The sequence below is a fragment of the Halomonas sp. 111 genome, from assembly GCF_052379685.1.
GTDB lineage: Bacteria > Pseudomonadota > Gammaproteobacteria > Pseudomonadales > Halomonadaceae > Vreelandella > Vreelandella citrativorans.
In genome coordinates this window covers 1-13213 of record NZ_JBQSYV010000001.1, presented here as the reverse complement: position 1 = coordinate 13213, position 13213 = coordinate 1, and the positions used below count along the sequence as shown (strand labels likewise).

The window sequence follows — 13213 nt, the reverse complement described above, 5'->3', positions numbered from 1 at the left end:
TAGCGCGTGGTAAGCGCCAGCGCACCCGCAGCGGCGGCCCGGCGCGGGAGCAGCGCGCAGCGGTGCCGGTTGATTTTGTGCCTCTAGGCGCCATCTGCGGGAGCCGTGCGCAGTCACCTGACAGGTGATTCTCTTAAAGCACTAATCACGAAGGCTCATGATGCGCCATTGGCGCTGTTCGGCTACCTGGCGGAGGGTGTTGTCCGGGTCAACGGCTACCGGGTGATCAACCTCTTCAAGCAACGGCAGGTCATTATGTGAGTCGCTGTAAAACCAGGCGCCGTCCAGCGTAAAGTCCTTGTCTTCTAACCATTCATGCAAACGGGTAATTTTGCCTTCCCGATAACTGGGGATGCCGGAGACGCGCCCGGTATAGCGACCATTCTCCATTTCCGGGTTAACCGCGATCAAATAATCAACGCCCAAGCGCTCAGCAATGGGGGCGGTAATAAAATGGTTGGTCGCGGTCACAATAAGCAGCGTGTCGCCCCGGGTGCGGTGTCGGGCCAATAACTCTTCGGCCTTGGAAAGAATATGCGGTTCTATTTTGCTGGCCATAAATTGCTGATGCCAGGCCGCTAACTGTTCAGGTGTGTTATCCGCTAACGGCTTAAGTGCCACTTCCAGAAACGCCGCCATATCCAGCGTGCCAGCCTTGTAATCGGCCATAAAACGCTCATTGGCTTCGCGATAGGCGATGGGGTCTACAGCGCCTTGCTCGAGTAAAAACTCACCCCATGCATGATCGCTGTCGATGGATATCAGCGTATTATCCAGATCGAAAATAGCCAGGCTCACGGCGCTCCCCTTGTGGTCGATTGTCGTTTGAAATTTATAGGTATGAACGGCAAAACAAAGGGGCGGATTATCGCAGAGTCCTTGGTTCTTTCCCACCCGAGCCGCGCACGTGTTCACGACTTGGCGTTATATTGTATTGATACGCTTGTCACCCTTGTGGAAAAATGGGGATAACTGAAAATTTAATAAGGTGATGTCCGTGATCGACGCTGACGGCTTTCGCCCCAATGTTGGCATTATCATTGCCAACAGCCAGGGGCAGCTGCTTTGGGCGCGTCGTGTAGGACAGAATGCGTGGCAGTTTCCCCAGGGAGGCATTAACGCAAGCGAAACACCGCAACAGGCTCTTTTTCGTGAGCTTTTTGAGGAAATCGGCCTAACCGCCGATGATGTTGATATTATCGCCTGTACCCGGGGATGGCTGCGCTACCGTCTACCACGACGCATGATTCGTACCCATTCACGGCCAGTGTGTATTGGCCAAAAACAGAAATGGTATTTGCTGAGAATTCGCTGTCAGGAAAATCGAATTTGTATGACGGCAACGCCCAAGCCTGAATTCGATGGTTGGCGGTGGGTGAGCTATTGGTACCCACTCGGGCAAGTGGTACCGTTCAAACGAGAGGTGTATCGGCGCGCGCTAAGAGAGCTTTCTCCCCGCGTTCAGCGCCTGGCACAAGATGATGAAAAATAACGTGCTCCACGGCTCTGGATGAGCGGTGAAAGTCTGTCGAAAAGATCCTCAGCGAGGCAAACAATGTGAAAAGTAAAACGTCCATGCTTGAGGTATTGCGTCGTGTTATTCAGGAAGTAAACGGTGCACGCAACCTGGACGCCGCGCTGTCGACGATGGTGCGTCGTATCCGCAAGGCCATGCAGACCGACGTGTGCTCATTCTACCTTTATGATAAAGAGCTTGAGTCGCTCGTTTTAATGGAAACGATTGGTCTGCGTACTCAAGCGGTAGGGCGCGTTGTGCTACCGTTAGGGGAAGGGTTGGTGGGCCAAGTGGCCAAGCGCAGCGAGCCCTTGAACCTGGAAGATGCACGGCTTCACCCTCATTTTCGCTATTTTGAATCGACCGGTGAGGAGCGCTATTCCAGTTTTCTAGGCGTGCCGATTATTCACCAGCGCCATATGCTGGGTGTGCTGGTTGTTCAGCAGGCTGAAAAACGCCGCTATGATGATCAAGATGAAGCCTTCCTGGTCACCATGGCCGCTCAGTTGGCAGGCGTGCTGGCTCATGCGTTGGCAACGGGTAACCTTGCGCGGCCTGCCTTACCGGGCGGGCAGACCATGTTTAAAGGGGTCGCAGCGTCGCCCGGTGTTGCCATGGGCGAGGTGGTCGTTATTACGCCACCGGCTGACCTTAATAGCGTGCCAGACCTAATCCCCAATAATGAAGCGTATGAAATTGCGCGTTTAAAAGAGGCGATCGGTAAAACTCGCGATGAAATTCGTGCAGCGGCCGAGCGTCTGGTCAACCGAATCTCCTCCCAGGAGCTGGCGCTTTTTGATGTTTACCAGCAGATGCTGGGTGAAGCAGCCCTTTCTGAAGAGGTTGAAAAGCGTATTCGTGAAGGGCAGTGGGCGCCGGGTGCGCTTGCCGATGTAGTGCGACGCCACGTTCAATATCTGGAGCGGGTAGATGACGATTATCTCCGCGAGCGCGCTGCGGATATTCGTGATTTAGGCCGCCGGGTATTGGCCCATTTGCAAGAGGGAGCGCCCTCAACGCCTGAAACCTACCCCGATAACGCCATTTTAGTGGGCGATGAAATTAGTGTCGCCATGTTGGGCGAAGTGCCGCGAGAGAAACTCAAGGGGTTGGTTTCTGTGCGAGGTTCAGGTACATCGCACGTTGCCATTGTCGCCCGTGCTATGGGGATCCCCACGGTGCTGGGCATGATGGATTTACCCTTGCCACGCTTAAGTGGCGCACCGGTTGTGTTGGATGGTCACCGTGGGCGGCTGTTTGTTCGTCCATCGGCTGAGCTGACGTCGCGTTATGAAAGCTTAATTGCGGACGAGCAAGCGTTAAGCGAGCTTCTGGAGCATGAGCAGGACCTGCCCAGTACGACCCCGGATGGCCATGAAATGCCGCTGATGGTCAATACGGGGCTGGCGGTAGATGCCACCACACTGCTCAAAAGCCGTATTGCGGGTGTTGGGCTTTATCGTACGGAAGTGCCGTTTATGATTACGGAGCGCTTCCCTGGCGAACAAGAGCAGATGCGCATGTATCGCGAGCAGTTGGAAGGGTTTGCGCCCTTGCCCGTGGTGATGCGGACGCTGGATATTGGGGGCGATAAAGACCTGCCTTACTTCCCCATTGAAGAGGCCAATCCTTTTCTAGGCTGGCGCGGGATGCGGGTAACGCTGGATCATCCTGAAGTGCTCATGGTGCAGCTGCGTGCCATGCTGAAGGCTTCTCATGGTTTAAACAACCTCTCTGTGCTTTTCCCGATGATTACCAATGTTGAGGAAGTGGATGAGGCGCTGCGACTATTGGATCGCGCGATTATCGAACTGGGGGAAGAGGACATCATCATAAAGCGTCCCAAGGTGGGCGTGATGATTGAGGTGCCAGCGACTATTTATCAAATGGATGCGCTGGCAAAGCGGGTCGACTTTTTCTCTGTGGGCAGTAATGATCTCACCCAGTATTTGCTGGCGGTTGACCGTAACAATGCACGAGTTTCCAGCCTTTATGATGCAATGCATCCGGCACTTTTAGGCGCCCTGCAGGAGCTTTCCCAGGATGCCAAGCGGCTTAATAAACCCATTTCGTTATGCGGCGAATTGGCCGGTGACCCCGCGGGTGCGCTGTTATTAATGGCCATGGGGTTTAACACGCTTTCAATGAACGCCCCCAGTTTACCCAAAGTGCGTGCGGCCATTCGGCGCGTGACACTTCATGATGCCAAAGCACTGTTGGCTGAGATCATGTGTCTGGACACGCCTTTCCAGGTACACGAGCACCTCAATAAGCGCATGGACGAATGGCAGCTTTCGCACCTGTTGCCTCCACGCGATTAACGCTGTTGCCTCACGATATGGCCAGGGTCGTTTCGCCTTTGAAACGACCCATGGGCCCAAAGCGTTGCTCGGTGATGTCTATATGGCCTTGGTGATCGAGCGTTAACCAGCTCGTGGCGCGCGTGCCGTAAGTCTCGCCCAGAATAAACGCGGCAGAAAGCCTTCGCTCTAGCGCAAGCTCAACCCCTGTCTTGGGTAGCTGGGCGTCCGGTGCTTGTTGAGTGTTATGCAGTGCTTGGCCCAACGGGGAGCGCCAGTTATCCAGCGAGCTTTGCGCTAGTGCTTCTCGCACGCTTTGCACTTTTAGCCAGGGAGTGTTCAATTCCGCATTGGAAAGGCCATGCACGCCGGGCGGCACATCGCTGAGCGTAATGCCGTGCTGGCCATGATGGAGATACCAAAGCCGGTCTGTGGTGGCGACTAATAAATTAAACCCTGCGTAGCGGTGAGCTTTATGGTGAGCAAGGTCGGTTAGCCACTGCTCAATATTGCTGCACTGGAGCGCATTGGCGACAAGTTCGCCCCGGCTGGGTGCATCGAGAGGTGTCACCATCGCAAGGTCGCGTACATTGGTAAGCGCCGCGACTCTACCGCCTCGTGTGGCAGCAAGCCATGAGCCGCCTGCTTCAAGGTCACGCCCGCCTAAAAGGGAGGGGGCGTCATCCCAATAGCCTAAAGGCGCCGTTGGCCGGACATGAAGCTCATCACGATTACCTGCCAAGCGTAAGGGCAGCGCTGTGCCAGGTTGCCAAGCGAATGCCATCAAGCACATAGAGAGTCCTCAGCATTGGTCATTATCGACAAGCTCAGCATGACAGCTTAAGGGCATAGTCGTACACTTGTGCGAGTAACGTAACACTCATCACCTCATCGGGGTGAATTGTCTCTAGCCAATCAGGAAGGCGCGAACGCATGCAACGCAATCGCGAAGAGCATTTCTGGAACATCATCGTTTGGCCTACTCTCTGGCCAATGTTACTTATTCAGGCCGCGCTAGTCGTGCTGTGCATGCTGGTTGGGCTCGCCGTTTGGTGGATGTCGCCTACACAGGCGCCATGGAGTGCCACCTTGTGGGTGGCGCTTGCACTGCTATTGGGCAGCTCCATGAATGTATCCGCCTTTCTGATGCTGGTTAAAGTACGTACAAAACAGAAAGAAGCCTATTTTATGCAGGAGTTGGACGAGCTTGAACGGCATAGTGAGTCGCTGCGGTTTAGTGTCTTGAAAATGTTGCCTGACAAAAAGCACACCGTACCTGAACTCAACAGGGCACCTGTTCGACCGCTGAGACGCCTGGCCCAAATGAATGAAATGTTTTCAGGGCTTGGGCGCTATATTGAAAGCGCTCAGCGATCACACCACCCCACCGAGCAAGTAAAAGAAGATCAGGCACTGTTGGATGATATTCATCATCATCAACAGCAGCAGCTAAAGCGGCTTGTTGCCGGACGTGACCGGGCGCGAGAAGAGTCACGTTTAAAATCAGGCTATTTAACACTGCTTCAGCGTGAAACTGATGATCTGGATGAGCAGTTAGGACGCATCCTGGAAAGTGACGAGTGTTCGCAGTGTCGTCGTCAGGTCGTGGATATCCGTGAGCACTTGGCTGATGTGCGCACGTTGCTGACCAATCTGGTTTATCAACGTGTTAATGAGAACGACGTGACACCTGCCAATACAGTATCAAGCCACGTTTTACGCGTTCTCGTGGTTGATGATGGTCCGGTTAACCTGATGCTGGCGCGGCAAATGCTGGAAGTTCACGAGTTAGATGTCGAGGGCGTAAGCAGTGGCGAGCAAGCGCTTGAGCGCCAACAATCTACCTCGTTTGATTTAGTCTTTATGGATATTTTTATGCCTACTCTTGATGGCTTGGAAACCACCCGGCGCTGGCGGGCTTATGAACAGGCAAGCGGAAAGCGTCCTAGTATCCTGATTGCGCTAACGGCCAATGCGGACAACGCAGGCATTGCCGAGTGCAAAAAAGCAGGCATGAATGACTTGCTCACCAAGCCATATCAACCTGAAAAATTACTGGGAATGATTTCCAAATGGCTGCCCGATAGCCCACACAAGGCGCCTGGCCAATGAGTGTGATGACTATCTTTTTGGGTTACTTAGCCTTGGGCGCGGCTGCAGGTACGATGGCGGGGCTTTTTGGTGTCGGTGGTGGGCTTATTATCGTTCCGGTACTGGTTTTTGCATTTGGCCTGCAAAACATACCGCCAGAGATCACCATGCATCTTGCCGTAGGCACGTCGTTGGCCACTATTGTCATCACCGGAGCCTCTTCTGCGCTGGGGCATTTTCGTCAAGGAAGTGTTTATCGCCCCTGGTTTTTAGCGCTGCTCCCGGGTTTGATGGTGGGCGCCATTGGCGGTGTGTTTATTGCGGGGAGTCTCTCGGGGGGCGTATTGGGCACACTCTTTGGCATCTTTGTTCTGCTGTTAGCAACCAAGATGGTTTTTGGTCTATCGCCCAAGGCTGGCTCTATTGCCCCAGGCAAATTTGCGATGGTCGTGGCCGGCGGTATAGTAGGCGCCATATCCGCTTTATTTGGCATCGGCGGCGGCGCAATGACGGTACCATGGTTGTCTCGGTGTGGGGCAACCATGACACAAGCCGTAGGTACCTCTGCTGCATGCGGGCTGCCTATCGCATTAGTGGGCGCCATTACCTTTATGGTAATGGGGTGGGGGCATCCCCTCTTGCCTGCCTGGGCTACCGGGTTTGTGATGTGGCCTGCTTTTTTTGGCATTGTCGTCACCAGCGTACCGTTTGCGCGTGTTGGCGTTCGCCTGGCCCATGTGTTACCTGCTCATGTATTAAGGTTGTGCTTTGCGCTGCTGTTGGCTGTGGTCGGTCTACGCTTCGTTTTGGCTTAATTAGTGCAGTAATAGCCTTAGTGACTTTCTTCCTCCTCCGTAATTAGAGTATTTCAATGATGAATTACCCAGCAATTGACCCTGTGGTGTTCTCCCTTGGGCCGCTTCAAGTGCATTGGTACGGCCTTATGTATGTCGTGGGGTTTGTCGCCGCGTGGTGGTTGGGCTGTCGGCGAGCTTCTCGGGTAGGGCTTACTAAAGACGATATTGGTGACCTGATATTCTACTGTGCGATAGGTGTGGTCGCTGGTGGACGGCTGGGGTATGCACTTTTTTACGGCTTAGGACAGTGGTCGGCTGACCCGCTATGGATCTTCCGTGTGTGGGATGGCGGCATGAGCTTTCATGGCGGATTGCTCGGTGTGCTGCTGGCAGCCTGGTGGTTTGCACGCCGCAAGCAGCTTGCCTTTTTTACCCTGACGGATTTTATTGCCCCACTGGTACCCATTGGCTTGGGCGCTGGTCGAGTAGGCAACTTTATTAACCATGAGCTTCCTGGGCGAGTAACATCGTTGCCGTGGGGGATGCCGTTCCCCGGGATGGGGCCAGAGCCACGCCATCCCTCAGCGCTTTACGAAGCCCTGCTTGAGGGGTTGGTGCTGTTTGTGATTTTGTGGTGGGTGTCTGCCAAACCCCGCGCGCGAGGGTTCATTTCAGGGCTGTTTTTAATCGGTTACGGCGCATTCCGCTTCCTGGTGGAATTTGTCCGCATGCCCGACGCGCATATTGGCTACCTGGCATTCGGATGGGTCACCATGGGAATGTTGCTGACGGTGCCCATGATCGCACTAGGATTAGTCCTTATGGCATGGTCCCGCTCGCAACCGGTGGATGCCAAGGTTTAAGCGTTAGTCGTGAAGTAAGTGCCAAAGCAACAGCGCGTTACACCCAAATAATCAAAAAGTTAGCCAATTTGTAGCGCGTGGTAAGCGCAGCGCACCCGCAGCGGCGGCCCGGCGCGGAAGCACCGCGCAGCGGTGCCAAGTGCAGAGAGGTGCCAGGGCGAACGAGGTACCCATGGGCGTCGTTCCGCCGCCTCCCGCGGGTGCCTTGCCGTTCGTTCCTCACGGCGCGTTACCACGCGCTACACCCGAATAATCAAAAGGTTAGCTAATTTGTAGCGCGTGGTAAGCGCAGCGCACCCGCGGAAGCACCGCGCAGCGGTGCCAAGTGCAGAAAGGTGCCAAGATGCAAAGAGGTACCCATGGGCGTCGTTCCGCCGCCTCCCGCGGGTGCCTTGCCGTTCGTCCCTCACGGCGCGTTACCACGCGCTACATCTAAATAATCAAAGCGTTAGATGAATTTGTAGCGCGTGGTAAGCGCAGCGCACCCGCAGCGGCGGCCCGGCGCGGAAGCGCAGCGGTGCAGGGCTTGCGAATGCTTCATCAGCCATTAACCCCTCGCGCTAGACCCTCGCAGCCAAGCGGCCTAGAATACGCTTCTATATAGCCTGCAATTTTGGAAACTCTGTGACTGTTACCACGCCTACATCAAATATGACGACGAATGCCAGCGCGCAACCTGCGCTTGAACAGCCGTATTTGGATCTAATGCGCACTGTGTTGGAGCATGGCGTTGACCGCAACGACCGTACCGGGGTGGGCACACGCTCGGTGTTTGGTCATCAAATGCGGTTTGATTTATCACGCGGCTTTCCACTGATAACGACGAAAAAGCTGCATTTGCGCTCTATTATCCATGAGCTCTTGTGGTTTCTGAAAGGCGATACCAATATTGCCTATTTACAGCAAAACGGTGTACGCATTTGGGACGAATGGGCTGATGAGCACGGCAATCTTGGCCCTGTTTATGGCTATCAATGGCGCAGCTGGCCCGATCCTAAAGGAGGCAGTGTCGATCAAATTGCCAACGTATTGAAGCAAATTCGTACCACACCACAGTCGCGCCGGTTGATAGTTTCCGCCTGGAATCCTGCTCAGGTTGATGAAATGAAACTGCCGCCTTGCCACTGTCTGTTTCAGTTCTATGTAGCAAACGGTCGCCTTTCCTGCCAGCTTTACCAGCGCAGTGCCGATATTTTTCTTGGCGTACCGTTCAATATTGCAAGCTACGCGCTACTGCTGGCGATGGTGGCGCAGGTAACGGGGCTTGAGCCAGGAGAGTTTATTCATACGCTGGGGGATGCACATCTCTATAGCAACCATTTTGAGCAAGCGAAAGAGCAGCTCACGCGTGAGCCGAAAGTACCGCCTCGGCTGGTGCTGAATCCTGAGGTGAATGACCTGTTTGCATTTACCTTTGATGATATCCACATCGAAGCGTATGACGCCCACCCCCATATAAAAGCCAAGGTAGCGGTATGAGCCTTACCAGCAATGAATTTGAGCCCTTAGTCCCTGTTGCCATGATTGTAGCAATGTCCAAAAACCGTGTTATTGGTGTGGATGGTAAGCTGCCTTGGCATCTTCCGGAAGATCTTAAATTCTTCAAACGTATGACTCAGGCAAAACCGTTGGTCATGGGGCGCAAAACGTATACCTCCATTGGTAAGCCGCTGCCGAATCGGCTTAATATAGTCGTAACACATAATAAAGAGTTCGCACCCGACGGTGTTCGCGTCTGCCACGACTTGCCCGCCGCTTTGGCACTGGCAGACCAGCAGGCAACGATTGATGCGGCTGAAGAAATTATGGTGATGGGGGGAGGAGAGATCTATCGTCAAGCGCTACCATTCGTACAGCGGCTTTACATCACAGAAGTGGATGTTGAAGTGGAAGGTGATGCTGCGTTCCCCGAATTGGCAGCAGATGAGTGGCGGGAAGTGCAGCGTGTGGCTGGAACGCCTTCTGATGGCAAGCCGGCGTACGATTTTGTAGTTTATGAGCGCACTGCTGACTAAAAAAGGTCAAAGGAGAAGGTATGGCCGCCAGCGTAATGCAGTTATTAGACAGCTTGGAGTCGCGCCTTGAGCAGGCTCAAAGGGAGTTGCAAGCCCTGCGGCGGGAGAACATACAGCTAAAAGAGCAACTCATGGGTCAAGCCGTCGCGCTTGATAGCGCCAACACGTCAGGCCAGCTAAGTGCGACGAGTGTGGGTGAAAATGTTACACCGCCGTCTTCTCAATATCCGGCCGAGCAGCCTCAGCCCGTGCCAGCCAGCTCAGGTGCTGAAGCGGTAGCAAAGACGGCTGAGGCAGGGGCGCAGCCACCGTCTCCTCATGCCCTTCTAAAAGAGTGGTATAAACGTTACCCGGATACCTTTTTCAAAGGCCATACGAAGCCCTTAAAAGTTGGTATTCATCAAGACCTGGCAGCGCGTGAGCCTTGGTCAGGCAAGCTGATTCGCCGTGCATTGGCTAATTACGTGAATTTGCCACGTTATTTAAAATCAGTAAGGGAAGGGGTAGAGCGTATTGACTTGGATGGCCAGTTGGCCGGAAAGGTAGATAAAGAGGCAGCTTTGCACGCTGCGGAAAAACGTAAAGCTAAACAGCAAGAGGGAAGAGCGCCTGCACGTGTGCCAAGCACTCCTAAAAAAGCCCCTTTAGAAGAAAGCGCTCGCTTGGAAATGACAGCCAATACGCCTAAATCTAGTGAGCCTACGCACAAAAGTGAAAATAAAACCGAACAACCAAAGACGCTTAGCTTGGATGATAAGCTAAAAGGCCTACAGCAGAAATATAAAGCGCACTGAGACCTGGTTGTATTGGCGAGGTTCCACAAAATTCCATATTTCGTAAAAAAACACTGTTTTTTTTATTGCGTTCGGGGGAATCCCGGTATAGAGTTTGACGTGCGAGCATTGGACTATAACAAGGTTTGTTTGAGGACGTGCCACATACCACTGGGAAAAACCAGAGGATGAGAAAACGAGTACGGCCCGCAAGCCAACTGCTGAAGGCCTATATAAGCCCGGCAGCTACGATCGAAACAGTAAGCTAGTTAAGGAACCTATATCATGAAAAAGACACTTTTAGCGACTGCTATCATCGGTGCCCTGAGCGCCACAGCTGCCGCTCAAGCAGCTACCGTATATGACCAGGACGGCACCAAGCTGGACATCTATGGCCGTATCGGTCTGGGCATCGAGGGTGGCGGTAAACAGTACAACGACAAAGGCCAGCGTATTAACCGTAGTGGCGACTTCGTCAACGTTGGATCGCGTCTTGGTCTGCGCATGAGCCAGGCGATCACTAGCGACATGACTGCATTTGGTCGTCTTGAGTGGCGCTTCAAAGCCAACAGCGAAGAAGATGCTGGCAACGGCTTTGACGAACTGCGCCAAAGCTACCTGGGTATTCAGAGCCAGCAGTACGGTACCTTCCAGGCGGGTAACTTTGACAGCTTCTACCTGCAGTTCGTTTCCAGCCCGTTCGATGTTTACATCAACAACGGTCTGCAGTTCGCTGGTAACGGCAAACAGTCGCGTGGCGACTCTATTGGTTACTACACGCCTGATCTAGAAGGTTTCACTGCCTTCCTGCAGCTGAAAAACTACAGCGAGCGTGGCCTGCGTGAAGGTGTTGATCGCCTTAATGCTGATGGCGAAGTAGTTGGTACCAGTGAAGCAGGTAATGTTATCGCGCCGCAAGGTGGTATTCGCTATGAGAACGGTCCTGTTACGGTAGGTCTGGGTTTTGTTGAAGACGTACGTCGTGGCGGTGGTAACGGTAAAATGATGTATGGCCTGATCGGTCAATACGAGTTCACCGACCAGTTCTCTGCGCGTCTGGGCTATGAAAATCGCCAAAACAATAATGGCGACAGCTACAAAGATAGCATGGGTGCGAATGACGAAAACGGCTACAACACGGTTGGTTTAGGTGCTACCTATACCACTGGTCCTTGGGCATTCACAGGTGATTTCTACAACATCAACCGTGACGGTCAGGACAACAGCAAAGCCTGGTCTCTGGGTGGTTACTACAAAGTTTCCAGCGCTATGGACGTGTTCGTGGAAGTTAACGATAACGATGCCAAAGCTGGTAGCGGCAGCGACAACAGCACTCGTCGCCAGGTCGATAACCTGACTGACGATGCATACTGGCTGACAGGCGTTCGTTACTTCTTCTAAGCCTGGTTTAACAACCTTGCTTTAAGGGTAATCTGCCTAGCAGACCTAATAGAACCGGCCTCTTTTGAGGCCGGTTTTTTATGTTGCTGTTGGATGTTGAATTGTTAAAAATAATAAAAAACGTCGTAGAATTGAATCAGAGCTAGTATGTTAAATATTTAGCTATAATTGTGATTCAGCTTGAATGCTGCTGATTTTAACCCAATGAGTTAATGTAAAATGAAGCCAAAATTTTATGAGCCACCTAGCCTGGAAGATATGAATCTAGTGGATATGGTGGTATTGCTACTAAAACAGTGGAAGTTAATGCTACTGTTTATTTCTCTTTTTTTTGTAACTATTGCATTACTGGCTTTTTTGAAGCCAGCAAAATATGATTTTGTAACCATATATAGCTTGGCCTCATACGAAACCATGGATGGAGCGCGGCATGGCCTTGAAGCTCAAGAAGAAGTTGTTGCCAAAGTTAATAATGTTTTCGTTGAGCAAGAGCGTAGAAAGTTGTTGTCGAGTGGTAAAGTCAAAAATTTTCCCATTAATGTAGCAGCTACAAGCCTTAATGAGACTTTACTTGTAAAGATATCTAGTAGGGCCACTGAAGAAGATCAACCAGTAGTTGAACTTCTTCATAAAGGAGTGGCTAAAGCAATTTCGAGTGAGCAAAAAAAATTAGTGGAAACGTTAAAAGAGAAACTTGATCGTCAGTATGAACTTTACTCCCAAGCATTTGATTCAGTTCGCAGTTCTAATAATGAGAATGCGGGTCCGCTTAGAGCATTTTATATGGAAAGAATGCTTCAGCTTGAGTCTCGCATGGTAAGTCTTAATCAGGGTCGCCCGACTGGGATTGCTATACAAGGACTTGAACCCGCGGGTATGGGGAAGAGGTTTATATTAGCTATAGGCCTATTTTTGGCGTTATTGTTGGCTCCATTAGTTGCAATGTGCAGTGTTTTTGTTACACAGGTAATTGTTGCGTATCGCCATAAAGGTAAATAAATCTATAGTGAGATGTGACTGACTGTCGGAGCCTCAAATGGATGTTAAGCTAAAAAAATGCTTTAACGTGATGCTGTTAGTTTTTCTTTTTCTATGGCCTGTTATAGATACATTGAATGGATATTTTTATTATCATAATAACTCGATGCCTAGTATATCGGCAGTTTATAAATCTTTTGTTTTTATAATGATTGCTCTTTTGTTAATGGTATATCATCCACGCCGTTTTTTACACTTGCTTTTTTTTATAACTGTTTCTGTTGCTTGCTTGTCATACCAGCTTATAATATATGAAGAAATAATCGAAAGTGCTGCATGGGTTGTGAGAGGGCTTTTAACATTAGCGCTGTTGTTTTATATAATAGGGGAAAGCCGGTATGAGGGTATTTGGAAAAAAGAAACAATTGTAATGTTGATGTTTTTCTATTTTCTTGTGATGGCTATCAATGTATTGCTAG

General features: G+C 51.7%; 12 protein-coding genes and 1 pseudogene. 11 read left to right on the top strand and 2 right to left on the bottom strand.

Going from position 1 to position 13213, the window contains the following annotated elements; genetic code table 11:
• Window positions 1–141: 141 nt before the first annotated feature.
• Window positions 142–798, bottom strand: a complete 657-nt coding sequence (locus ACT3T7_RS00065; protein ID WP_172116180.1) for an HAD family hydrolase — start codon at window positions 796–798, stop codon at window positions 142–144.
• Window positions 799–997: 199 nt separating this feature from the next.
• On the opposite strand from ACT3T7_RS00065, the gene ACT3T7_RS00060 reads away from it, so the two are divergent.
• Window positions 998–1492 carry an RNA pyrophosphohydrolase gene (locus ACT3T7_RS00060; protein ID WP_172116181.1) on the top strand — a complete coding sequence of 165 codons (495 nt, stop codon included), beginning with the start codon at window positions 998–1000 and terminating at the stop codon, window positions 1490–1492.
• A gap of 83 nt (window positions 1493–1575) precedes the next feature.
• Window positions 1576–3837 (top strand): phosphoenolpyruvate--protein phosphotransferase, encoded by a 2262-nt coding sequence (gene ptsP, locus ACT3T7_RS00055; protein WP_444629841.1) that lies wholly within the window; start codon window positions 1576–1578, stop codon window positions 3835–3837.
• Window positions 3838–3847: 10 nt separating this feature from the next.
• Here ptsP and ACT3T7_RS00050 read toward each other — a convergent pair whose 3' ends face one another.
• Complete coding sequence (locus ACT3T7_RS00050; protein WP_444629703.1) at window positions 3848–4609, bottom strand: NRDE family protein; 762 nt, start codon at window positions 4607–4609, stop codon at window positions 3848–3850.
• A gap of 140 nt (window positions 4610–4749) precedes the next feature.
• Here ACT3T7_RS00050 and ACT3T7_RS00045 point away from each other — a divergent pair, with 140 nt between their 5' ends.
• The 9 genes and pseudogenes from ACT3T7_RS00045 to ACT3T7_RS00005 form a co-directional block, all read left to right on the top strand.
• Window positions 4750–5928, top strand: a complete 1179-nt coding sequence (locus tag ACT3T7_RS00045; protein WP_444629702.1) for a response regulator — start codon at window positions 4750–4752, stop codon at window positions 5926–5928.
• The gene (locus tag ACT3T7_RS00040) at window positions 5925–6722 is read left to right on the top strand and encodes a sulfite exporter TauE/SafE family protein (protein WP_444629701.1); all 798 of its coding nucleotides are present in this window, start codon (window positions 5925–5927) and stop codon (window positions 6720–6722) included. The genes ACT3T7_RS00045 and ACT3T7_RS00040 overlap by 4 nt, the downstream gene beginning before the upstream one ends.
• 56 nt (window positions 6723–6778) lie before the next feature.
• Window positions 6779–7567: a prolipoprotein diacylglyceryl transferase gene (gene lgt, locus ACT3T7_RS00035; RefSeq protein WP_444629700.1), complete on the top strand. Its 789-nt coding sequence runs from the start codon at window positions 6779–6781 to the stop codon at window positions 7565–7567.
• A 651-nt stretch (window positions 7568–8218) separates the two neighbouring features.
• Window positions 8219–9046, top strand: a complete 828-nt coding sequence (locus ACT3T7_RS00030; protein WP_444627932.1) for a thymidylate synthase — start codon at window positions 8219–8221, stop codon at window positions 9044–9046.
• Window positions 9043–9582 carry a dihydrofolate reductase gene (locus ACT3T7_RS00025; RefSeq protein ID WP_444621941.1) on the top strand — a complete coding sequence of 180 codons (540 nt, stop codon included), beginning with the start codon at window positions 9043–9045 and terminating at the stop codon, window positions 9580–9582. Before ACT3T7_RS00030 ends, ACT3T7_RS00025 begins: the two co-directional genes overlap by 4 nt.
• A 20-nt stretch (window positions 9583–9602) precedes the next feature.
• Entirely contained in the window at window positions 9603–10376 is a 774-nt protein-coding gene (locus tag ACT3T7_RS00020) for a ProQ/FINO family protein (RefSeq protein WP_444629699.1), read from the top strand.
• Between the two features lie 264 nt (window positions 10377–10640).
• Window positions 10641–11756 (top strand): porin, encoded by a 1116-nt coding sequence (locus ACT3T7_RS00015; protein ID WP_444629698.1) that lies wholly within the window; start codon window positions 10641–10643, stop codon window positions 11754–11756.
• A 219-nt stretch (window positions 11757–11975) separates the two neighbouring features.
• Window positions 11976–12755 carry a lipopolysaccharide biosynthesis protein gene (locus ACT3T7_RS00010; RefSeq protein WP_444629697.1) on the top strand — a complete coding sequence of 260 codons (780 nt, stop codon included), beginning with the start codon at window positions 11976–11978 and terminating at the stop codon, window positions 12753–12755.
• A gap of 37 nt (window positions 12756–12792) precedes the next feature.
• Window positions 12793–13213, top strand: a pseudogene (locus ACT3T7_RS00005) (hypothetical protein); the annotation flags it as partial.